General features: G+C 38.4%; 19 protein-coding genes. 7 read left to right on the plus strand and 12 right to left on the minus strand.

The window, feature by feature from the left end:
* Nucleotides 1–10 precede the first annotated feature (10 nt).
* From AC6JAD_RS15890 to AC6JAD_RS15915, 6 genes are read right to left on the minus strand one after another with little or no spacing between them, the layout of a single operon-like run.
* Nucleotides 11–1,123, minus strand: a complete 1,113-nt coding sequence (locus AC6JAD_RS15890) for a glycosyltransferase family 4 protein (protein WP_497865722.1) — start codon at nucleotides 1,121–1,123, stop codon at nucleotides 11–13.
* Nucleotides 1,124–1,149: 26 nt separating this feature from the next.
* Nucleotides 1,150–2,241: a glycosyltransferase gene (locus AC6JAD_RS15895; protein WP_461303970.1), complete on the minus strand. Its 1,092-nt coding sequence runs from the start codon at nucleotides 2,239–2,241 to the stop codon at nucleotides 1,150–1,152.
* Nucleotides 2,219–3,415 (minus strand): hypothetical protein, encoded by a 1,197-nt coding sequence (locus AC6JAD_RS15900; RefSeq protein WP_461303969.1) that lies wholly within the window; start codon nucleotides 3,413–3,415, stop codon nucleotides 2,219–2,221. Before AC6JAD_RS15900 ends, AC6JAD_RS15895 begins: the two co-directional genes overlap by 23 nt.
* Complete coding sequence (locus AC6JAD_RS15905) at nucleotides 3,402–4,298, minus strand: sulfotransferase family protein (RefSeq protein ID WP_461303968.1); 897 nt, start codon at nucleotides 4,296–4,298, stop codon at nucleotides 3,402–3,404. The genes AC6JAD_RS15900 and AC6JAD_RS15905 overlap by 14 nt, the downstream gene beginning before the upstream one ends.
* A gap of 6 nt (nucleotides 4,299–4,304) precedes the next feature.
* The gene (locus AC6JAD_RS15910; RefSeq protein ID WP_461303967.1) at nucleotides 4,305–5,225 is read right to left on the minus strand and encodes a glycosyltransferase family 2 protein; all 921 of its coding nucleotides are present in this window, start codon (nucleotides 5,223–5,225) and stop codon (nucleotides 4,305–4,307) included.
* Nucleotides 5,222–6,379, minus strand: a complete 1,158-nt coding sequence (locus AC6JAD_RS15915; protein WP_497865724.1) for a glycosyltransferase — start codon at nucleotides 6,377–6,379, stop codon at nucleotides 5,222–5,224. The genes AC6JAD_RS15910 and AC6JAD_RS15915 overlap by 4 nt, the downstream gene beginning before the upstream one ends.
* A 256-nt stretch (nucleotides 6,380–6,635) precedes the next feature.
* Between AC6JAD_RS15915 and AC6JAD_RS15920 the strand changes: the two genes are divergently transcribed.
* A complete protein-coding gene (locus AC6JAD_RS15920; protein ID WP_461303966.1) occupies nucleotides 6,636–7,484 on the plus strand; it encodes an FkbM family methyltransferase in 849 nt (282 codons plus the stop codon).
* On the opposite strand, the gene AC6JAD_RS15925 is transcribed toward AC6JAD_RS15920, so the two are convergent.
* From AC6JAD_RS15925 to cysQ, 6 genes are read right to left on the minus strand one after another with little or no spacing between them, the layout of a single operon-like run.
* Entirely contained in the window at nucleotides 7,474–8,772 is a 1,299-nt protein-coding gene (locus tag AC6JAD_RS15925) for an oligosaccharide flippase family protein (RefSeq protein WP_461303965.1), read from the minus strand. The genes AC6JAD_RS15920 and AC6JAD_RS15925 overlap by 11 nt on opposite strands.
* 19 nt (nucleotides 8,773–8,791) lie before the next feature.
* Nucleotides 8,792–10,048 carry a sulfate adenylyltransferase subunit 1 gene (locus AC6JAD_RS15930; protein ID WP_461303964.1) on the minus strand — a complete coding sequence of 419 codons (1,257 nt, stop codon included), beginning with the start codon at nucleotides 10,046–10,048 and terminating at the stop codon, nucleotides 8,792–8,794.
* 42 nt (nucleotides 10,049–10,090) lie between these two features.
* On the minus strand, nucleotides 10,091–10,996 hold the full coding sequence (gene cysD / locus AC6JAD_RS15935) for a sulfate adenylyltransferase subunit CysD (RefSeq protein ID WP_461303963.1): 906 nt from the start codon (nucleotides 10,994–10,996) through the stop codon (nucleotides 10,091–10,093).
* Entirely contained in the window at nucleotides 10,989–11,588 is a 600-nt protein-coding gene (cysC, locus tag AC6JAD_RS15940; protein WP_461303962.1) for an adenylyl-sulfate kinase, read from the minus strand. Before cysC ends, cysD begins: the two co-directional genes overlap by 8 nt.
* Nucleotides 11,588–12,049, minus strand: coding sequence for a DUF2061 domain-containing protein (locus tag AC6JAD_RS15945; protein ID WP_461303961.1), 462 nt, complete (start codon nucleotides 12,047–12,049; stop codon nucleotides 11,588–11,590). The genes cysC and AC6JAD_RS15945 overlap by 1 nt, the downstream gene beginning before the upstream one ends.
* Before the next feature lies 1 nt (nucleotide 12,050).
* Nucleotides 12,051–12,833, minus strand: a complete 783-nt coding sequence (gene cysQ / locus AC6JAD_RS15950) for a 3'(2'),5'-bisphosphate nucleotidase CysQ (protein WP_461303960.1) — start codon at nucleotides 12,831–12,833, stop codon at nucleotides 12,051–12,053.
* A 69-nt stretch (nucleotides 12,834–12,902) separates the two neighbouring features.
* Between cysQ and AC6JAD_RS15955 the strand changes: the two genes are divergently transcribed.
* From AC6JAD_RS15955 to AC6JAD_RS15980, 6 genes are all read left to right on the plus strand, one after another.
* A complete protein-coding gene (locus tag AC6JAD_RS15955; RefSeq protein ID WP_461303959.1) occupies nucleotides 12,903–13,769 on the plus strand; it encodes a hypothetical protein in 867 nt (288 codons plus the stop codon).
* A gap of 289 nt (nucleotides 13,770–14,058) precedes the next feature.
* Nucleotides 14,059–14,526, plus strand: coding sequence for a hypothetical protein (locus AC6JAD_RS15960; RefSeq protein ID WP_461303958.1), 468 nt, complete (start codon nucleotides 14,059–14,061; stop codon nucleotides 14,524–14,526).
* 421 nt (nucleotides 14,527–14,947) lie between these two features.
* Nucleotides 14,948–15,478 carry an OmpH/Skp family outer membrane protein gene (locus AC6JAD_RS15965; protein ID WP_461303957.1) on the plus strand — a complete coding sequence of 177 codons (531 nt, stop codon included), beginning with the start codon at nucleotides 14,948–14,950 and terminating at the stop codon, nucleotides 15,476–15,478.
* 8 nt (nucleotides 15,479–15,486) lie between these two features.
* Nucleotides 15,487–16,107, plus strand: coding sequence for a hypothetical protein (locus AC6JAD_RS15970; RefSeq protein ID WP_461303956.1), 621 nt, complete (start codon nucleotides 15,487–15,489; stop codon nucleotides 16,105–16,107).
* Nucleotides 16,104–21,200 carry a hypothetical protein gene (locus AC6JAD_RS15975; protein WP_461303955.1) on the plus strand — a complete coding sequence of 1,699 codons (5,097 nt, stop codon included), beginning with the start codon at nucleotides 16,104–16,106 and terminating at the stop codon, nucleotides 21,198–21,200. The genes AC6JAD_RS15970 and AC6JAD_RS15975 overlap by 4 nt, the downstream gene beginning before the upstream one ends.
* A gap of 149 nt (nucleotides 21,201–21,349) precedes the next feature.
* Nucleotides 21,350–22,849 carry a tetratricopeptide repeat protein gene (locus tag AC6JAD_RS15980; protein ID WP_461303954.1) on the plus strand — a complete coding sequence of 500 codons (1,500 nt, stop codon included), beginning with the start codon at nucleotides 21,350–21,352 and terminating at the stop codon, nucleotides 22,847–22,849.
* The last annotated feature ends 4 nt before the right edge of the window (nucleotides 22,850–22,853 follow it).

Here is a 22,853-nt window from a genome sequence, read left to right on the forward strand (position 1 = left end):
CCGTTTCTAATTATGAATTCAATAAATCTTTGTACTCGGTTGAAAGTTCTTCCCAAATATAACTCCTCTCAAAATGTTCCTTGATACTATTTCGGCTCGATTTTGCCAAGGCTTGAAATAAATCTTTGTCAGAAAATAGCTCCTTCATCGTATGAAATAGCGCCTCTTCATCTTTAGCTGGTACGATTTTACCATTATCATTTTCGGTGATTATTTCGTTGCAGCCATTGATATCGCTTACAATACATGGGAGACCCATGGCACAGGCTTGCAATACCACATTTGGGAACCCTTCCCTATAACTTGGGAAGACCAATGCATCACTCAATGCAAAAAATGGACGGACATCAGTTTGATATCCCGTAGTAATAATTGCATTGTGTTGTTGAATGGTTTTCGAAGTCCATTCGGAAACAGCATCTAAATCATCTTCAAACGGCCCAACCAATAGTAAGGTAATCCCCTTATTTTCTTCGTACAGTTTTGTAAAAGCCGAGACCAATTCATTGATTCCCTTATCCTTTACGATACGTCCTACGAATACATAGATAAAGTTATCGTGAGGTATTTCGAATTTCGATCGGATGGCTTGTATGTCTTCTTCGGAAAAATGACTTCTTGAAAAATAGGCCGTATCAATGCCATTTGAACTTCCCTTGCCAATAATCTTCAGCTTGTTAGGCTTGCTGAATCCTTCTTGAAGGATAAAATCGTACAACCCTTTAGAATTGGGATATACCTTAGTGGCACAACGATAGGTAAGTTTCTCTATAAAATTGAGCAACGTCCTCTTAGCTCCGGTGGCTTCCATAAGCGGTAAACCGGCCACTGTGTGCAATCTATTTGGCACACCCGCAAAATATGCACCCAACATTCCCACAATTCCTGCTTTGGGTGTATGCGTATGCACTATTTCGGGACGTTCCCTTTTCAGGAATCGGTAGAGTTTGTATACAGCAAACAGGTCTTTAAATGGTGTTATTTTTCTGGTAAGTTCTATATAAAACGTCGAGATTCCCTCTCTTTTGCCATAATCCTTCAATGCAGGTTCATCGGCCGAAATGGCAGTAATATCGTACCATTGCTTCATATAGTCTAACTGACCTTCTAAAAGCTTCTCCAACGACAGCGGTATCGTCGTTATCCTAATCAGTTTCGGTTTTCCCATATAGTTTGGTACAAGGTCTTTAGTTTTTGAACCATTAATGCAATATCATACTCGGCGGCCCTTGCCTGACAGGAATCTGCCACTTTTTGGGAATATTCCGAGTCTGATAATAAAGTATTTATGATCTGGGCGAGATCCTGTTCGTTGCCTTCCTGAAATAGCAAACCGGCCCCTTCCACTACAGATTTCAAACCGGGAACAGCCGACGCCACAAAAGGTTTCCCCGAAGCCATGCCTTCAATACTGGAAAGAGACAACCCTTCGAAATGGGAAGACAGCACTACTACATCGGCCATTTTCAATAATGCAGGTACATCATACCTAGCTCCTAAAAAATGAACCTTGTCATCGCATTGTAAATGGGTAGCCAATAATTTGCATTCTTCCATTTTCGGCCCTTCCCCAATTAATAAAAGTATAACGGGCTCTTTTATATTGGGCAATGCCTTAATTAAGGTTGCCTGGTCCTTTTGCTCCGTAAAACTGGAGACTTGAATGATTACCCTATGACTTTCATGGATATTCATCTCGGATTTGGACATTGGAATCGTATTCAGCATCTTTTCAAGGTCCACTCCGTTAGGTATTCTTATAAATTTAGATGCCGATTCTTTCAGGTGTGCCTTCAAGTTTTGTTCTACTTCTTCTGCAATTGTTACGATCTTGTTATACTTTTTATACATCCATCTATCCACCCATTTCAACAAAGTATCGCGGCGGCGATTAGAGGTATTATGCTCTGTAAAAACCATCCTAATATTAGAGCGGCTCAACCATTTAGCCAAAGCGGCCCAGTATAAGCCCGGAAACAGATGCACATGAATTACATCATACTTTTTAAATAACTTCTTTAGTTCAAAGATGTGTTTAGGGCTATAAACCGATCCTTTTGCCAAGGTATGTATTTGGCAACTTTGTGTTTCCTCTAGTTGAATCCTGAAGGAATACGCTGTATTGTCCAACAAGGCTACATCGCAAGTCATTTCACCATCATTTAATTTTGGAACGGTATCCAAAATCAATTTTTCGGCTCCTCCGGCTGCCAAGCTATTAATTACTTGCAATACCTTCATTGGCATAAAGCTTATTGTAGTTGTTATTATAAAGTGTCCAAAAAATAAACAAAAATAGAATTGGGAAAAACATGTTTTTTTGCCTTAACATAATTCCAAGGTTCCCTAAAATAAGAGAGAATGAAATAGAGCCTATAACAAAGAAAATGACAATAGTCTTAATTACATAGTTTCCTTTTCTAAATGATCTTAGAGGTCTATTTACCAGCACTTTATATGTTAAAAATAAAAGAAAAAGATTCTCCACAGAAGACAGGAGCGACAAAACCCCACCACCGTCAATAAATAGGGGTCTGTATAAAAAAGTAAATACCTTTAATGGAAATGGGTATCCCGACATATCCACGCTGGACCCGGTCCGATCTGACGCCAAATCCGCACCACGGCTAGAGGTAAATTCTTGAATGGTCGACAGTTCAAGATTATCAATTTGGATAAACTGAATAACGTAGTTGAACATACTTCCAAACACTCCAGCTAGTATCACAAAAGCGAATATCTTCTGATATGTTTTTAAATTTCCGTCCAACAAATAGGCAATACCGGTAGAAACGATCAAAAACATTGTAATATGCGGACGAATGAGAATGGTTAATAGTAAGCATATTGAAAAAAGTACAATTCGCTTTTTAAGATTCAATAACGCATACACAAATGCAATCACACAAAAGAATAGGATGGCATCCTTACCAATCCCTGAGGACCAAAAATGCAAGTTGGGAAGGAATAAAATGAATGGGAACATCGGTATTCCCAAGAATTTGAATTTCATAAGGTCCTCGGTAGTCCCGAAAACATCCTTAAAAATTTTCAGTAAATAAATGAAACCGAAATAGCCCAAAAAGGAATACAACATATTTCCCGTGAAAAAGGAAAGCTGTAATACATTCGCAGGAAAATAGTTGAAAAAATATATAAAACTTGAGGCCCTGCGGTTTACCACCAAGAAAACCACATCCGAAAATGTACCGTTCTTGGGAAGGTTCCAGAATTTAATTGCATCTCCTCCGCTGCTCGAAACATAAAAATGGAATGCTATGGAAATAGCGAAATGGAAAAAGAAAAGAAGGAGCAACCACTTTTTCTCCTTAGCAGTAAAGCCCCGATAGAGGTTCCTTAAGTTTATCCCAAGGAAAAAAATGATGGCGCATATACAAATGTCAAGCAATAGCATCCTGAGAATGTTTTTTAAACAATTGCAGTATCCTTTTATGTGTACCCTCTGAAAGTTTCATAGGATCCTTACCTTTTCGACTGATAAGATTAAACAAAGTACGTTTAAATTTGGCACCAAACAGTTGAGAAAAATAGTCCTTTAGCCCTATTTTTTTTAAATAATAAAAGAGTTTCTGATTCTTAAGGGTTCTCGTGCTATTCCAATCTTGTATATCATAGTCGTTATAATCACTTATTCCCAAAAACTTGTTTACCTTATGTAAGGTTTCATCTTTATTCCCAATCAGTTCCTCGAAATTCAGAACTAGCACATCCGAAAATATTTCTTTATATCGGCTCACAGGCTCTTCATAAAAGCTCATCCCCAAATAACTGTGCCATGGCAGTTTTCCTTCTTGATATAAGTTCAATTCCCGCTCCATCACCGAATTGAATGAGTCCTTTTCCCTAGAAAGCCCCAAATTCATACTGTAGTCAGAAAACGTTCGATCAAGTGGGTTTCTTAATATGATTATTATTTTTGCTTGCGCATTATACTCATGAATCAGTTTTGCAGATTCTGGATCATGTAAATAACAGGTACTTGCTTCTGCCAAATATTTGTGTGAAGGCAACGATAGTGAAAAAAGCTTGTGGTATTGTTTTTCTGTTTCCACTTTGGCAATATGTAAAGGCTCTGGCAAATTTTTGTTCAAATAAGTCTCTAAATTGAAAAATCGAGAGGGTTCATAAAAACGGGTCGATAAACTCCGAACAAAATAATGTGGTTCCTTGATGGGTGAAAAATATATCTCAGGATGCTGTGAAAGCAAACTGGATAGATTGGTTGTCCCGGCCTTCATAGCACCTACAATAAAAAGATTTGCCTTTCTATTCTCCATAGTCCATTATATCTTCAACATTTTGAACAAAGGGTATGTATTTTTATAGGGTAGTTTTCTCAATACCGACATGGTGAGCGCATGGAATCCCTGGAGCAATCCCCTAGCCTTTTCATACACCAAATCGTCTTCTTCACGGCTATAATGTGAGTAATTTTTTATGTAATTGATTAGTATGAACCGATTGCAGTATCGGTTAAAATAACTCATTTCCTTGTTTGAAATTATCTTTTTTACCTTACCTAAGGTGGTGAGATATATACAAAAATCGAGTGGCTCATAATATTGTTTAGACGCAGAGTCCTCTTCCGTGTTCCTATAAAATGATAGGTTCTTATTTAGGAAAACGACCTCCTTGTCCACACAAAGACGCATCCATAAATCGTGATCCTCGTGCATTTTTTGACCTTCGGTAAATGCTGCTACGTTATCAATACATTTTTTGTTCAATATTGAATTCGAACTATTAATGGGAGGTAGATATTGACTTATTACCTTATAAAAATTCAATGGTTTACATTCACCATCTTGGGGTAATAACGGGTTTTCATAACGCTCTTCCCTATTACAAAATACCCGGGTACGGCCACTAGCGAATAAATCGTGGGTTGGATATGCATGAATCGCTTGAACCATTTCTTCCAAAAATTCTGGGGCCCACCAGTCGTCGGCATCCAAAAATGCGATCCATTCAAACTGAGCATTTTTCATACCCAAGTTTCGCGCAACAGACACTCCCGATCTTTCAATGTTCAGCACTTTTAAACGCTTGTCTGTATAGCTATTGACTACTTTCATTGAATCGTCTGTGCTACCATCATTTACAATAATTAGCTCAAAGTCTGCCATATTCTGCCCCAATACAGAGCTTATGGTTTCCCCAATGAAGGTCTCCTTATTATATAGTGGCACTACAACTGATATCACTGTGAGGATTTCTGCGTTAAACGATTAATCAATTCTATATAGCGTTGTTCAGAATTAGCAAGACTAAATGTATTGGCTCTTTCCCTACCAGCTTTTGAAATCGCTTGATAAAGTTCAGGGTTGTTAAGTAGTCTTTTTATTTCATCTGTTAAAGTACAACTATTCCATTTATCTGGTTTTTCAATTAAGATACCTTGAGAGGTTCTGCATGGAAGGCTAAAATCTAATTGAGAAGTGCTAGCTCCATAAATAATTTCCCTCGGGCCGCCACAATCGGTAGCAATAACAGGAACACCCAAGCACATAGATTCAACAACGACTAAACTAAACGACTCGGAAGACGAAACCATCAATGATAATTTTGCTCCCTTAACCACTGGATACGGGTTTAACAACCCTCCCAAGAGGATTACTGAATCTGAAAGTCCCAAATTGGAAATGGTCGCTTCAATTTCCTTTCGTTTAGGCCCCTCGCCTACCAACACTAATGAATAGTTTGAGCTCTTCAAAAAGTCCTTTAGGTTATGTAATAAACTGATATGGTTTTTTACTTCCCTAAATCCTGCAACATACACCAGATATTCTTCAGGTAAAGGCTGTTCAATGGTTTCTTGCGATTGAATAAGAACCCTATCAATATCTACTCCAGCATGAATTATCTCATGGGAAACACCCAAGGGATAGGCCTCAACAAATTTTTCTTGGATAAACTGCGAAACCGAAACAATTACATCGGCCCTTGCATACAATTTTTTAAAAAGAACATTCAAAAAAGGAAGTGAATTCAGACCAATACTCCATTGTCCATGAATAACGCAAATCACTTTCCCTTCCTTCCGCGTTAGGACGTTCAATAAATTTGGAATCAACATATGGCTAATACTAACCGAAGGAACTTTTTCCCCCTTTAGCTTCCCCAATCTTCTTTTAAGCCTATGAAACCTAATGAAACGGGAAATTGGAGAATTGGATTCCCTCACCGGAAGTTCAATTAATTCCCCTTCAAAAGAATACATCCCACTCTTACGGTTATAGGTAACCAAGGTATGGTCATATTCCTTACACAAACTTGAAGTTAAGTCCGCCACAAATCTTTCTGCCCCACCACCATAAAGACTTGGTATTATGGTTAGTACCTTATTTCTTTTCTGCATACTGTATTATGGCTGGGATACGATTCAATTAGCAATAATCTTTTCTTCTTATTGGGAGATTCAGCCACGCTGCTAAACTACAATAAAATTGAATAAAGACGGATGGAATATCGCCAGTATTAGCCTCCAAATCATCGCCACATAAATTAATCCATAAAACATGATAACAATACCATTTTATTAGGTTTAAGCTAGTATCATTTTCAAGATTAATGGATTATAAATGGTATATTGCGTCCTTACAAATTGACAAGAATTGAAATACCATTTTTACAGTACAATTGCACGATATTTGTTAGGAAAATTGCGCTCCTATCATAAGGATTCCCCCAAACTATTAGTGTTTTCACATGATTTTATTGGGGAAGAGGTTTTCTCCTATGGTGTTTATGAAAAATTTGAGATTGAAACTATGTTGCAATCATTAAATTTTGATTTGCCGCAACATAATATGCTCGATATAGGTGCCAATATCGGCAATCATTCCGTTCAGTTTTCTGAACATTTTAAACATGTGTTCTCCTTTGAACCCAATCCACTTACTTTTGAGGTTTTAAAACTAAATACCAGAAGCAGGAAAAATATCTCGATCTTTAATTTTGGCGTTTCCGACAAGGAAGGTACTTCTCACCTTCACGTTCCCGAAGGAAATGCAGGAGGCGCATATGTTTCGGATAAACCCAGTGAGAATAGTGTCCCAATACAGCTTAAACCATTAGACGGAAATCTGAACGAGCCCTTTGCATTCATTAAGATAGATGTCGAAGGACATGAAGTTAATGCCTTTAAGGGAATGCGACAGATGTTGGACAAAAATAAACCTGTTATCTGTTTCGAATTGATCAATGAAGGGGAATCGGGAATGGAACTTGTTCGTACACTTGAGGAATTGGGATATGGCCCATTTTATTTCCCAAAGGAACCTGGGATAGCCTCCAAATCGGGAAAACCTTCATTTTTAAAGGAATTTATATTTGGCTTTTTCTTCAAGCGAACTTACCAACTTGAAAAGATTGACGCTTTTAACCGACACTTTTATAATTTGGTCATCTGCGCGCACCCAGAAAGTGAGTATCAATTGAAAGAATCTGTAATTAAAAAATAGTCGGATCTATCTTCAGTTTTCTTTTTACGAAAATTACCAATAGAATTAACTGTAGACTTAGAATGAGACTAAAGACAACGGCCGCTCCCTCCACATCCCAAAAATAAACAAAAGGAACGCTCAATATAATACTAAGTACCATCATTTGCATCTGGTTCTTGGAAAGGTATTTCTGGTTGTCCGTCATGTTCAAAACGGCGGCAAGAGGGCCAACGATGGTATTAATGATATGTCCAACACACAGGATGACTACTGGAATATAAGCGACAATATATTCCGATCCGAATAGGAAGCCAATAATCCACTCGCCTCCAAAAATTAGTACGAGTGCAATGGGGATGGACAATACAAATACCAAACGTGCTGTCTTCTTAACAATGCGCTGAAGACTTTCCGTTTGCTGTTGTTCGAAAGCTGTAGAGATATAAGGTGAAATAGCCAAGTTAAGGGCTTCTACGGTAAAGGAGACCAGGGCAGATCCTCGCAAAGCGACATCGAAAATTGCGACAGCCTCATAACTCCCAAATGCAGCTAAGACATAGGTGATTGATTTTGTCTTAATTACCTGCACTCCACTTATGATTGAAAATGGGGTAGCTTCCTTTAACCAGAACTTATTATAAAATACTGCCTCCACTCCTTTCAATCTATTCAGAAGTTTACTTTTCAGAAAAAGGTACCCAATGAAGAAAGCTATCGCCGCAGCCACAATATGGTAAAGCATTGCGGATTGTGGGGTTAATTCTATCTTGCTAAAGTATACAGTGACCAAAGAGACTGTAAACAACATATTCCTTAAAAATGTTTCGGGCATCTGACCAAGCACTACATATTTCAATCCACGTAGCGCGGCCGACCGCAAAGCACCAAAAACTAAAAGTGGCAATAAAAGGAAAGAATACCAAAAGGTTGTCACAGTGTTGATAGGGTATTGTTTCCACCAAATGACATAGGTTATAAAACCTATCACTACAGCCAATAAGCTGGTTATTAATACGAATTGATTAGAACGTATTAATAGCCCTTTCATGGCGCCCCATTCTTTTGTAATCTCATATTTCGAAATATACCGGGTAAGTAGGTGTGGAAGTCCTAAGGAAACAGGTATGGTGATTACTGTTACGGTGGTAAAGGCCAAAACATAAATACCAAAATCCTTTACGGTGAGCATTCGTGCCAACAATATTCCATTGATCAATGCAAATAATGCCGAAAGGAATTTAATGGCAACGCTTCCGATCGCAGAGGTTCGAATTTGTTGACTATTAAAAAAAGAAGATAATTTCACTCCAAATGGTTTGGGTGACCTACATTATCATTCCAGCGGCCACGGTTTCATGCGTAGCATCATCGATCAAAACAAAACTTCCTGTAATTCTATTGTCTCGATACTCATCGATCATAAGAGGTCGGGTGGTACGCACCTTAACGCGTGCAATATCGTTCATGTTAAGGTCTTTGTTTTCTTCATCCCGATTGTATGAATTGATATCAATCTTGTAAAGAATATCCTTTATCATCGCCTTTTGTTCATTGGAGGTATGCAAAATGGTATATTTCGCCCTAGGGCGCGCTGCACCATTATTTAACCAGCAAATCATGGCGTCAAATTCTTGGCTTGGTGTTGGCTTATTGTTCGTTTTTACAATCATATCGCCACGACTCACGTCTATATCATCCTCTAGGGTAATAGTAACCGACATAGGTGCATAGGCTTCTTCTAAAGCTCCACTAATGGTGTCAATGGTTTTGATGGAAGACGTAAATCCTGATGGCATGATAGTAACCTCATCACCAGGTCTAAAAATTCCGCTGGCCACACGGCCTGCGTAGCCTCTGTAATCAATAAACTCTTTGCTCTGTGGTCTTAGCACTGTCTGCACTGGAAATCTCGCATCAATTTTATTGATGTCGCTACTAATATGCATATGCTCTAAGGTATGCAACAATGGTGCTCCCTGAAACCATTCCATATTTTCTGAACGGTTTACTACATTATCCCCATTAAGTGCACTTATAGGAAGGAAACGAATATCCTTTACATACAATTTAGATGAAAACTCTTCAAATTGCGCTATGATATCTTCGTATACCTCTTCTTTATACTCAACCAAGTCCATTTTGTTCACACAAACAATGATATGAGGAATCTGCAATAAGGATGCTATAAATGCATGACGCTTGGTCTGCTCTATAACACCATTTCTGGCATCTATAAGAATAAGGGCTGCGTTTGCCGTAGAAGCACCCGTTACCATATTTCGGGTATACTGAATGTGTCCTGGGGTGTCCGCAATGATGAATTTACGCTTGGGTGTGGTAAAATAACGATAGGCAACATCGATGGTAATACCTTGCTCGCGTTCATCCCTTAAGCCATCGGTAAACAAAGCAAGATCCACTCCTTCGTGCCCTTTACGTTTACTCGTAGACTCTACGGCTTCTAGTTGATCTTCGAAAATTGCTTTGGAATCGTACAATAATCTACCGATTAAGGTACTTTTTCCATCATCCACACTCCCTGCCGTTGTAAATCGTAATAATTGGTTGTTATCTATGGCCATGTAATTCGTACTTGGTTCTTGGTTTTACTTCTTGAATTTAAATTAAAAATATCCTTGACGCTTTCGGTCTTCCATTGCAGTCTCGCTTCTCTTATCGTCCGTTCGGTTCCCTCTTTCGGTCTGTTTCATTGCAGCCACTTCGGCAACGATTTTTTCTAGGGTGTCAGCGTCACTTTCCAAACCACCGGTAATGGTGATATCGCCAAGGGTTCTGAATCGAATTTTCTTGTTCTCCACAGTCTCATTTTCTTCCATAATAAGATGTTCCGATACAGGGATCCATGAATTGCTCCTCCAAACCACATTGCGTTCATGTGCAAAATAAAGGGAAGGTATACTGATGTTTTCCCTAAGGATATAGTTCCAAACGTCCATTTCGGTCCAATTACTTATGGGGAAAGCCCTGAAATGCTCTCCTTCGAAATGATTTCCGTTCAATATATTCCATAACTCCGGACGTTGATTCTTAGGATCCCATTGCCCAAAATCATCCCTGTGGGAGAAAAAACGTTCTTTAGCCCTAGCTTTTTCTTCATCCCTACGTCCTCCACCAATGGCACAATCGATACGGTTTTCTTCTATGGCATCCAACAAGGTAGTAATTTGAAGTGCGTTCCTTGTGGCATTCTTACCTTTCTCCTCTGCTACACGGCCCTTGTTTATTGATTCCTGAACAGAACCAACAATCAATTCAACACCCAACTCTTTAATAAGATCGTCACGGAATTTGATAGTTTCCGGGAAATTATGCCCCGTATCCACATGCATTAATGGAAATGGGATTTTAGAAGGATAAAACGCCTTTTTTGCCAAGTGCGTTACCAGGATTGAGTCTTTTCCTCCAGAAAAAAGAATTACAGGATTCTGGAATTGCGCCCATACTTCACGCAAAATATAAATGGCTTCGGACTCCAATTCATCCAGATAATTCAAATAATACTTACTCATCTATTTTCAGTTTGTTTTCAATATGTGCTATAACGGTTTCTACCGCAGTTTCCACAGAAATCTTAGTGGTGTCTATTTCAATGTCGGGAGATTGTGGTGCTTCATAGGGAGCATTTACACCCGTAAAGTCCTTTATCTCACCTGCACGAGCCTTTGCATACAATCCCTTTACATCCCTACGCTCGCATTCTTCTATGGGTGTGTTTACGAATACCTCTACATAATTGTCCTCACCCAAAATTTGCTTTATATTTTCCCGATCTACACGGTAAGGTGAAACAAAAGCAGCTAAGGTAACCAAACCGGCATCTACCATTAAATTGGCAACTTCGCCAATACGTCGGATATTCTCTTTTCTATCCTCTGGTGAAAACGTGAGGTTATTGTTCAGTCCCTTTCTTACATTATCTCCATCCAGGATGTAGGTGTGTATTCCTTTTTCTACCAAGGATTTTTCAACCGCATTGGCAATGGTTGATTTTCCGGAACCACTTAAGCCCGTAAACCATAGTAAGAATGAACCATGCCCTTTAATGGACTTTCTCATTTCCCTATCTACGTTGAATTGATGAGGAATTACGTTCTTTTGCATTAGTTCTTACCTAGTTTCCTGTAAATGTAATTTCGTATTCTACCCAAAGGTATTTTGAGCCATAAACGCTCATGAAAATAATAAAGTGCAAATTTAGTAATTAACTCGGTTAAAGCTATAAAAAGTGCGACTTCATTAAAACTATTCAATACAGCGCCAGAAATGATGAAGGTCATGGTGGTTGCCACCAGTCTCCAAGAGATAGATTTATAAATAGTAGCCCTTTTGGTGACTTCGCCATTTTTTCTGTAGCGCTGCCAAATTCTCTCGTGCAGATAGTAAGTAAAAAACTTAATTAAAAATTCTGCCGCACCAATCTTAAACGCATCTTCTAAGCTACATTGCCCAAACAAGCACGTAATTAGCAATGCTACCAAAATGGTATCTGTAGTGGCAACGATTCGCCAAGAGATACCTTTTAGCAGACTTCGTATATGTGATTCTTGTTTGTACTGAGCCATGTTAAGATGTCACCAGAAAATAGGGGTTCAGTAGGTTTTCCTTATTGTATGCAAGGGGAAGTTGGGTATCTTGGTCTATCACCTTAATACCTACCGCCCTGCAAATGGCATCCCCAGCGGCAGTATCCCATTCCATTGTTGGTGCAAAACGCGGATATACATGTGCATTTCCCTCTGCTACCAAACAAAACTTAAGTGAACTTCCCTTAGAGACAATTTCAACTTCCTGCCCTAGCTTTTCAATAAAAGCTTTAGTGTCCTCATTGAGATGTGACCTACTACCTACAACCTTTACTGGCTGTGAAAGTGCTGCTGGCGACATTGGCAGGGCATCCTCGATTATTTGTTCTGGAGCGTATTCCTGGTCTTCAATTATTAACTTAAAAGAGCCCTTATCGGCACCTTGTGTAAAGTAAAGGGTTTTGGTAACAGGCACATAAATTACCCCTAGTTGGGGCGTACCCTGTTCCACCAAAGCAATATTTACGGTAAACTCTCCATTACGCTTTACAAACTCTTTGGTTCCATCTAAAGGGTCTACGATCCAGCACCTACTCCAATCTTTTCGCTCATCATATTCAATCTGTTTATTTTCTTCACTAATAATTGGGAATGGAGTTTGCTGTAAATAAGAATTAATAATATCATTACATTCCTTATCTGCAATTGTTAGCGGAGAGTCATCACCTTTAAACTCTACATCGAAGTCGGTGGCATAAATTTCCATGATGGCCTTACCTCCTTCAATAGCAGCTTTAATGGCAGTTTGTAAGTGTTTGTTCATATGGGGAATATAAGTGCGCAAAGGTACAATAAATAGCAAGAATTCATAATTATGTTTACTTTTATACACATGAAGAAAATGACCTACTTATTCCTACTAATTATCGCTCAAGTGAGTTGCCAGGATTTTGGAAAAATGCAGTTCGTTGCAGACCTTCCGGGCCAGATTAATGAGGTAAGCGGAATTGAAATATTCCCAGGCGACCCTTTTATTTGGACCATTAACGATTCCAGGAATCCACCAGAGGTGTATGCCTATAATTTGCAACGCAAAAAAATGGTACAAACCATTCGCGTTAAAAATGCACCCAATATTGACTGGGAAGACCTCGCCACAAGCCCAGATGGAACCCTCTATGTAGGTAACTTTGGAAACAACATTAGTAATAGGACCGATTTGGCAATTTACGGTATTCAAAAACCGGGATCATTGGACAAACGTCGATATGAGCCCATAGAAACCACTTTTACATTTGCCGATCAATTAAAATTTCCGCCCAAAGAAAAGAACAAGAGCTATGATGTAGAGGCCTTCTTTTACCTTAATGAGCATTTCTACCTATTTACAAGAAATAGAGCTAAGAAATATGACGGTACCTCAAAGATTTACCGTCTCCCCGCTAAACCAGGGGAACAGACCGCTGCCTTTATTGGCGAGATAAAAACCTGTGATGATCAAAGTGATTGCGAGATCACCTCAGCAGCCATTCATCATGAAACTGGTAAAATTGCACTTTTATCCTATAATAAAGTCTGGATAATTTCGAATTACACTGGAGACAATTTCGCACATGGAGATATTGATAAAATTAAATTGGGACATCGCTCACAAAAGGAAAGTATCTGCTTTAAAAACGAGAACGAAGTATACATTGCTGATGAGCGCTCCCGAGGCAAAGGAGGAAATCTCTATATGTTGAATCTAGAGGGGCATTAAATAGATTGATCCTCTAAGTTGGAATAAGCCTGTGAATGATTCCAATGGCAACCCCAAATTCAATTTTCTACTATCCTCATTTCCTATTTTGCTCTCCCATCATTTGGGATTTCAATAAATGTAAGGTATGTCCATAATAAATGTATGGGAACTTTGTAATTGGAATCAAAAATTCATGATTTAAGACCTAATTAACTTATTATTAACTAGTTGCAAAATGTAAAAACGTGTTAAATGGTTAACTTTAAGTAGAATACAAACCTAATTTTTAATTTAACACTAATACATTATGAAAAAAATCATTTATGCATTTTTAATTGTTGCGCTGGGTGTAGTTTTCTACAGCTTCACCGCAAATGACACGAACGTTGATACTACTCTAACAGAAATGAGTACTACCAATGAAGACGTATTGTTAAAGACAATCGATAAACCCGAGCTTAACCGTTTAATTGAAAAGAACTTTATCCGTTTTTTCGATGAGGTGAACTATATCGATGCGCTCTATTCTGAAGCAGAAGGCTATTATTTTGCTGTCTACGGACAAAAAAATAACAAAGAGTCCCTGCAATTCCTTAAAGTCGAGAAGGATGACGTGGACAACGAAACGTATACTTATTTTGACTTCGAAGGAATTACCATTACAGAAAACACTGAGTACTGCTACAGGGGGGCTGAATGTATAGCGTGCACTTATCAACCCTGCTGCCCTGGTTGTAATATTATTTGTGGGCCATATCCCATTGCATGCGATTAGATAATTTTCTCAGTAAGAAAACCAAAGGGTCCAAACATGGGCCCTTTTTTTATATGTAAACATAATGGGAATACATTCGAAAAGGTACTTGTGTTATGAAAAAATATCGAAATTAAAAAATAGGAAATGTCCTGTTTTTATTATTAACTTCACGATGTAATTTGTTTCAGAATTTGTTGTGCACTACTTCCCCTAGCACTTCACTTTTTGGTTGTTCTTGTAACTACTTAAAAATCAAAAATCTATTGATTTTTTATTATTGTAGTTATGAAGGTATAACTCAAAAATAGAATTAATTCAATACAACCCGTAAAACTTGAATTTCAAGAAATCCGACAACTGTTGTCGTAATTTTTTTGATTTATCGGTTCAAAATTAATTTTAAAAAGTAGCTTTAATAACATAACCATCGACCCCCAATATGCAAAAATTAGGATTACCCATTGCCCTTATTGCACTCGCTGCAGTCATTATTTCTTTTTTCTACAATTCAACTTCAGATTTAGTCTATGTGGACGTCAACAAACTCCTTGAGGGGTATGATAGAACACAGGTAGAACGCAGTAAGTTCGAAGAAAAAGCCAAGGGGTTACAAGCCAATGTAGATAGTCTTATCGCTAATTGGCAAGAAGAACTGAAAACCTACGAAAAGGAGCGCTCTTCCATGACGCAAAAGGAAATACAATTGAAGCAGGAATTGCTATCCAATAAACAACAACAAATTGGGAGCTATCAGCAAGCTATTCAAAAGCAAATTCAGGAGGAGGACCAAAAAGCCACGCAAACCGTGATCAATGATATAAACGATTATGTTAAGGAATATGGCAAACAACATAATCACAGTATCATATTCGGGGCCAGTGGATCTGGTAACATTATGTATGCAGATGAAGCATCGGATCTCACTGAAATTGTGCTTGAAGGATTAAACAAAGAATATCAAGGGAATTGACAATATAAATGAGGGGAGACATTTTAATTTTATTTTTAGCGATTACTCTTTTCGCTAGTTGCAATAGGACTTCATTTGATCATGAAGAAGATCTTCTTGCACACATCAAAAATCCTGAGAACGGATATCTGCAAGAGAAAAAAGTAAATGGGGTTGACATAGCCCTAATGTATCGTCCGACAGATCTTTTGGTGAACCAAGAACTCAATGGCAATCATTCGGAGCAGCTAGTTGATTCGTTACGGAAAAAATATGCATCCTATCTCTATTTCAACCTTCATCTTTCCAAAAATGGAAAGGAACTCTTAAGTGCTGTGCCAAGTGACAGAAACGAATTTGGAGCATTGGTGAACAAACTTGCCTTTGGAATGGGCGAAAGCGTTCACTTGTATACGAATACCAAGGATACCATTGCCATGGCAGATTATATCTATCCAAGGATGTATGGTATGTCGGGGTCTACTTCACTCCTATTGGTCTATCCTAACAATGAAAAAGCAAAAAATGCAGATTTCCTCAATTTCACAATAGAAGATATTGGTTTAGCCACAGGGGAAATCAAATTTAAAATATACCAGGAAACTATAGCTAATGAGCCACAATTAGCATTTAATCCCGAAAATGAATGAAAAAAATAAATAGAATAATTCTCGGTCTAGCCATCCTTTTGTGCATTTCCAATTTTGGTTCTTTATATGCCCAAGGGCCTAATTCGCCTGAGGCTGCGAGTTTTGAACCCGTGGATGCCACAGATATGGTAAATCTGATCACAGGTGATTTTTCGTACGTGCTTCCGGTAATAAATGTCCCTAGTCCAGAAGGTGGTTATCCCTTAACATTATCCTATCATGCCGGGGTAACGGTAGATCAAGAAGCTTCATGGACAGGATTAGGATGGAGCCTTAATCCAGGTGCCATCAATAGAAGTGTAAACGGATATCCAGATGATTGGAAACATGGACTAGTAAAAGAAATGGCATATGACGAAGGTGGCAGTGAATATAGTGCTTCTGTATCCATTGGGGTAGGTATACCAGGAAAATGGTCTGTAGGAGTAGGTGTTTCTTGGGGTTCAAACAGATCGTTAGGCGGAAGTGTAAGCCTGAGTATTGCAGGAATTTACGGATCTATTGGTACAGATGGGGTTTCTGCCGGTTATGGATTCAGTGATAATTTCGGAGTCGGTTTATCTGTTGGGTTTAATGGAAGTTTCGGAATTGGCGCCAATTTAGGTGTAAGCAAAGATGGAGCGCTTTCTCTAAATATGGGAATTGGATATGGACCGGGTGGACTTAATGGGAGCTTAGGTTTATCTAAATCTAAATTGGACAAGGATGGTAATTTGATAAGGGGAAAATCCAGTGGTATTGGTGTCAGCTTATCTTCTTCAGGTTTATCTGTAAGTGGAAAAGCCAATGGGTTTGGTACTTCTGTAAGTGCTTCCTTCGGTAAATCTATTTCTAAATCTGACTATACTGTACGTCAAGAAAACAACAGTTTTATGATTGTAACTCCATGGGCTTTCTTCTCTTTTGGAAAGAACAAGGTTAGTTGGGAATTGAAAAGCATAAGTAACTTCCAGACCTCTGGAGCGATTTTTTCTTATCATGTTCCTGGCGGTAGCTATGGCTTGGACGGATCAGATTTTAATATTACATCTGACAATAGTTTGAGAAATAAGGATGCTTATGAAGTGAGTACTCAAAGTACCTTTGAGCAATCCAAGGAAGATTCATATATAAAAAACCATAATGTAGCTTTTGCCAATTTCGATAATTATAGTGTGGATGCTCAAGGAATTGGTGGAACTATTAGTCCCGTTCTGGCCAATAATATTAGGCTTTATCCATTTTCAGGAATGTGGTTAGAAGATTCTAATACATCCATCACCCATACGAACTTGGAAGGTACCACGGTTACGGAAAAACCTGTTTATTTCAATTTCAAATCATTCAATAGCTCATTTCTCAATGTTCTACCCTACGATATTAGTTATGTAGGTGGCGAAGCAGTTTATAATACGGCATTACCTCCTTCTCCTCCTCCACCGGGTTTCTCCTATAATTCAGATCAGACTCTTATTCATAGAGATGGATTATATGATGAACCAAACCACCGGATTAAACAAGGTAGACATGTGGAATACTTCACGGTAGAAGATATTAGATCTGGCGTGGCGGAGACTAAAGGGTTTTTGGATGTAGATAATAATTTTGTTAGGGATGTTAATTCCTGTGGTTATGTTGGAGAGGGTTTTATTGAAATTAATTTCAGGGAAAGCATTGGTGCCTTCAAAGTTACTGCACAAGATGGCAAGACCTATCACTACTCACTCCCTGTTTATCAAGGGGAGGAGGTCCGAAGATTATATGGTATTGTCGACGACAAAACAGAAGATCAGGCACAAATGGACCGCATGAAGTTGGATATGTACGCTACCCACTGGCTACTTACGGCGATTACGGGTCCTGACTATATAAAAATGGACCCTTCAAGAAAATTTCCTGATGAAGGGGATTATGGCTATTGGGTTCGGTTTGAGTATGGCAAATGGAGTAACGGATATATATGGAAGACACCTAACGGGAAATATTCAGAAAGTGTGGATGTATTCGATAAGGCCAAAGAGTATTCTTGGGGTCGTAAACAAATCTACTATTTAGATAAGATTAAAACCCGTACCCATACCGCACTATTTAGTAAAACCCTAAGACGCGATAATAAAAGCGAGGCAATGGTATATAAAAATATGTATCATAGGGAATCGGGATCGACCAATTATATGCAAATGGGAAGTCATCCACTATTGGCATTGGACAAAATTATACTACTGAAAAACGAACATGCTAACGGTCTAAGCAAAGCAGCAGGAGCTCCACTTGCTGCGACACAAAATTATAGCTATGCAATTTCCGGAACCTATGGTAGAGATCCAGATTGTCCCTGGAGAACATGTCCTAATGTATGGCAGGAACGCGATTATTATTTAAGACAATTTGATGTAAACCTTAATGACAACGTATTTGACGAGAATGATTTTGCTGGCCTAAACATTGAAGATAATGCTCTGAAGGTAATCAAATTCAACTATGATTATTCATCTGCATATGGTGCCCCCAATTCTGATTTGGGTAAGTTAACTTTAAAAAATGTTCATTTCAGGGGAAAAGGTGGAATTGGGCTAATACCTAGTATCCGTTTCAGATATGCTTCAAATTACTCTTATAATGCCGAAAAGAGAAATGATTTTGGCTATCACAAGGATAACCCACAGGCATGGAGTCTCAATCAGATAACTACCCCTACGGGAGCGAACATCAATATTTATTACGAGCCCGATACCTATGACAAAGTTGCCATTAAAAATGGAAGGGTATTTACCAGTAAATTAAAGTTTTCTTTCCTCATACCACCTCCAGAAGGTGGTAGTAACCCGGATACTGCACCAGAAGGAATCACAAGGATAAAAATAGAGATTGACGACCAAGATGATACTGCAAATGATCTAGTGCTATCCGAGTATTTCGATCCTTCCCAACCATTCTTTATGGATATGTGGTACTCTGCGGTGTATAACCATTCTGGAGCCGGATATGATCGCTCAAGTGTTAATATTGACTCCAAAATGGCCACCATTACTGAGTTAAATACCGCTGGGAATTATATGATCGTAGAGGTCATGGCATCGAGCCCATTTTTCCGAGATGTATTTCAACATTCAGCAGAACCAGTTTCTGTATTGCATGCTGGAGGGTCATATAATGGTGTTGAGAATCAGAACCATCCTAGATTCGACTTGGCTTGGACTCCCGAACAAGGATGGAGGAAATACTCAATGCGACATACGGTAATTGCAAATAAACACAGACCAGATAACGAAAGTGGCATTAGGGTTCAGAGAATAGCCATTAATGATAGTGGCAGTAATTATACAACAAGCTATAGTTATATCGACCCAAATACTAATACTTCCTCTGGTATAATTTCGTATTACCCGGAACCGCATTACAATATAACCCAACAGGTCCCTTACGTGAGTCTATTGCCTTCGCCTGTAGTTACTTACAAGTACGTAACCGAAACCAATAGTGATTTGAGCAGGCAATACAAATTCAAGGTGCTCGAAGAACTAGTTCAAAATGCGACCACAGTATCTTTTGGAGAATTTTTAGAAATTGAATGCTCTGAGGAAAACCCTGCAACGGATACCAATATTAAGGAACTCGTGGTAAAGAATAACCTCAATTCACTAGGAAATGTAGAAGAAATTAAAGTTTTCAACTCTGAAGGTCAACTAACTTCAAAAGTAAACAACTCCTACCATACGGCAGATGATTTTTATAGTGTAGGCCAATTCACTCAATCATTCTACACATCGAAGCAAGTGACTCAAGGGAGCAGTTCCAAATACTTTCACAATGTAGGTTCCAAGGCGGATATATATAACAATTTAAATTTGGTAAGCGAGAAAAAGAATAATTTCGAATCTACCACGGAATATGCAGAATATAGTCCCTTGACTAATCAAATTCTTGCAACCATAACTGAAGATAGCAAAGGAAATCGCTTTAAAAATGAAATTATTCCTGCTTATACTGTAGCCGAATATAACCCTATTGGCGGATATGGTATGGGTAGTGCCTTTGATAATCCTACCAATAGAAATATGCTCACACAGGTTGCAATTGAGAAAGCATATCTTGAACATGGTGGAGAATGGAAAGAGACTGGAGTTGGAATTACCACTTGGAGCAATAAATGGACCTATTCAAGTAACAACGACGCACTTGAAACGCCTTCGCTGGAAAGTGAAAAGATATGGCGCAAGCATAAAACTTATGTTTGGAATGGTGAAGTAGACGAAAACGGGATTTATGAGAACTATGTAGGAATAAATGACAACTTTAATTGGACTGTTGGAAATTGGCCAGATGGTAGTTTGCAAACAAATCCCGATTGGAGAAACATTGCTACTGTTACCAGATATGACCACTACTCCCTCGCAATAGAAGCTAAGGATATAAATGGAAATTTCACAATTTCCAAAATGTGTGATAATGATACTAAAGTACTGTTTACGGCAAACTCTGGATACTACGAATCTTTCAATACAGGCGCAGAATATTATGATACAGCCACCTCCCGATTGGATCCGCAAGTAAGGGGAAATGCTAGTTTACGGACCACTGAAAAAGCGCATACAGGCCAATATTCTTTAAAAATCACAACTAGTGACAATAGTTTTGGTGCTGTCCTCAAAGGAGGGAATCACAGAGCCGGTAAGTACAAAATGTCTGTATGGGTGCATAAGGACAATTATAGTAATGCGCGGTTTAAACAAACATATGGAGGAGCACTTCAAGAATTTAACGGCGAAAAGATTTTTGCTGGCGATTGGGTTCAGCTAAATCATTATTTCGATAGGAGTGAATCACAAACATCTGGGGATACCATATTTATGGTGGCTTCCCTAAGTGGAACTATTTATGTAGACGATTACCGGTTACATCCGATCTCTACAAGTATTAACAGCTATGTCTATAATTCATGGGATGAGCTTGAATACATTCTTGACGAGAACAATTTAGCTACTTATTTTGTTTACGACGCCGCTGGTAGGTTCTTAGAGTCCTACAATGAAGTGGTGGATGATGCTGAAAATGGAATTGTAGGAGGTTTTAAGTTATCCGAGAAAAACTATTACCGATATAAGAATCAATAATTTGATTTTACGAAATATAATATTAACTTTGATGGAACAAGATAGGAGAAGTAATTCATATAGAGTCGTCCCGCAAGATCGGGTATCTGTAAGCTTGAACTTAAACAGCTCTTCTCCTTTTCTTTTTTCTTCTATTACCCACACACATAATGGCAATAAACAGAAGTGATTTTTTACGCCTCTCGGCGTGGGGATTTGTGGCTACGCTATTACCTCTTCATGAGATAAAAGCGCTTTCCTTTATTAGTTCGGCGAACAACTATAATAAGGAAGACCATATGTTGGCATTAAATAATGCTGCACAGGCTAAGGAGCATTTCTTTAAAAAGGAGTACTCTAAAGCAGAAATCGTTTATTTAGACTGTATCAAATTAGCGCCAGCTGATATTAGATTATATGATGGCTTGCAGAATGTCTATGGAGCTCAAGGAAAATGGTTGTTGTGTGTAGAATTATTCAAAAACGCCATGAGTGCCAATCCAGAAAAAGTGGAATTTTACGATAGGGCCGCACGTTCCCTTATGCGGTTAGAATTGGGATACCCCGACATTGCTGCTCAATATAGGGATCAAACAAATTCCGATTCTTTGCTCAAAGATGCAGAATCCTTGTACACTAGGGCCATTCAAATAAATCCAGATGCTTTATATCTAAAAATTGGCGAGGCAAAGGTAAAACACAAGATAGCTATAGATGCTGTCAATATAGATTATAAAACCAACAAAGTTCACAAGGCCAACCGGAAAAATAGAAGGGCTCTCCATAAAGCCAGGTATTCTCCTTTGAGTAATGATGAACTACTCAACCGAATCACAATTATAGAAAACAAAAGGAGGAACACACTTTATTTTGATAACGAGAACAATACAAGGCGTAAAAACATTCAAAATGAACTAAAGCTAATTCATATGGAATTGGCCAATCGTTATTTCAATGAAAAGAATTATGACGGGGCTATGAACTATGCTCAAAAGGTTTATGCAATTGACATCAACGATACGAAAATTGTAAAGCTCATCAAGCGCCTTTTCATAAAATCTAAGAATTATTCTGGATTAGTAGATTTTCAACTTCAATATGATAGTCAGAATAGAACTGTTTATACAGCACTCGGAGTTATGCACGCCCTTCAATTAAAATATGAAAATGAAACCCAGTCCCCTTCCCTCCTCTCACAAGCCATTGCCATTGGTGAAGACTTGCTAATTAATTGGGGATTGGTAGATTCCTTAATGATAAAAACAATTGCCAAATTAACTACCATTTACATTTTAAACCGTCAATATAGAGAGGCCATAGAATTAGTAAGAAAGATTATTGATACTGTTCCTATAAAATCTGAAGGGATGATTAATACCTTGATCTATTGCTATGGAAAAGCACATATGGAAAATAGGGATTTCACGGCAGCAGAAGAAATCGCTTTGCTGGGAATAAAGGATTACAAAGCCATTGACAGTCCTAAACATGAAAACGTAAAGTTACTGGCAGATAAGAAGGAAAAGAACATATTTACCATGAACCTTCCATTGTACTATCTGCTTTACGAAATCTATAATAGAATGGATAATGATTTCGATAAAGAAAGTACGCTTCAGTACATCTTAACCAATGATCCTGAAAACAGGTTCGCTTCAAATCGCCTTTAAAAGT

This window comes from Aureisphaera sp., assembly GCF_059726885.1.

Coding starts and splice junctions, on each gene's coding strand:
- AC6JAD_RS15895 (WP_461303970.1), bottom strand. CDS start 2,241: ATGAAGGTATTGCAAGTAATTAATAGCTTGGCAGCCGGAGGAGCCGAA.
- AC6JAD_RS15900 (WP_461303969.1), bottom strand. CDS start 3,415: ATGCTATTGCTTGACATTTGTATATGCGCCATCATTTTTTTCCTTGGG.
- AC6JAD_RS15905 (WP_461303968.1), bottom strand. CDS start 4,298: ATGGAGAATAGAAAGGCAAATCTTTTTATTGTAGGTGCTATGAAGGCC.
- AC6JAD_RS15915 (WP_497865724.1), bottom strand. CDS start 6,379: ATGCAGAAAAGAAATAAGGTACTAACCATAATACCAAGTCTTTATGGT.
- AC6JAD_RS15930 (WP_461303964.1), bottom strand. CDS start 10,048: ATGGCCATAGATAACAACCAATTATTACGATTTACAACGGCAGGGAGT.
- cysD (WP_461303963.1), bottom strand. CDS start 10,996: ATGAGTAAGTATTATTTGAATTATCTGGATGAATTGGAGTCCGAAGCC.
- cysC (WP_461303962.1), bottom strand. CDS start 11,588: ATGCAAAAGAACGTAATTCCTCATCAATTCAACGTAGATAGGGAAATG.
- AC6JAD_RS15945 (WP_461303961.1), bottom strand. CDS start 12,049: ATGGCTCAGTACAAACAAGAATCACATATACGAAGTCTGCTAAAAGGT.
- cysQ (WP_461303960.1), bottom strand. CDS start 12,833: ATGAACAAACACTTACAAACTGCCATTAAAGCTGCTATTGAAGGAGGT.
- AC6JAD_RS15955 (WP_461303959.1), top strand. CDS start 12,903: ATGAAGAAAATGACCTACTTATTCCTACTAATTATCGCTCAAGTGAGT.
- AC6JAD_RS15960 (WP_461303958.1), top strand. CDS start 14,059: ATGAAAAAAATCATTTATGCATTTTTAATTGTTGCGCTGGGTGTAGTT.
- AC6JAD_RS15965 (WP_461303957.1), top strand. CDS start 14,948: ATGCAAAAATTAGGATTACCCATTGCCCTTATTGCACTCGCTGCAGTC.
- AC6JAD_RS15970 (WP_461303956.1), top strand. CDS start 15,487: ATGAGGGGAGACATTTTAATTTTATTTTTAGCGATTACTCTTTTCGCT.
- AC6JAD_RS15975 (WP_461303955.1), top strand. CDS start 16,104: ATGAAAAAAATAAATAGAATAATTCTCGGTCTAGCCATCCTTTTGTGC.
- AC6JAD_RS15980 (WP_461303954.1), top strand. CDS start 21,350: ATGGCAATAAACAGAAGTGATTTTTTACGCCTCTCGGCGTGGGGATTT.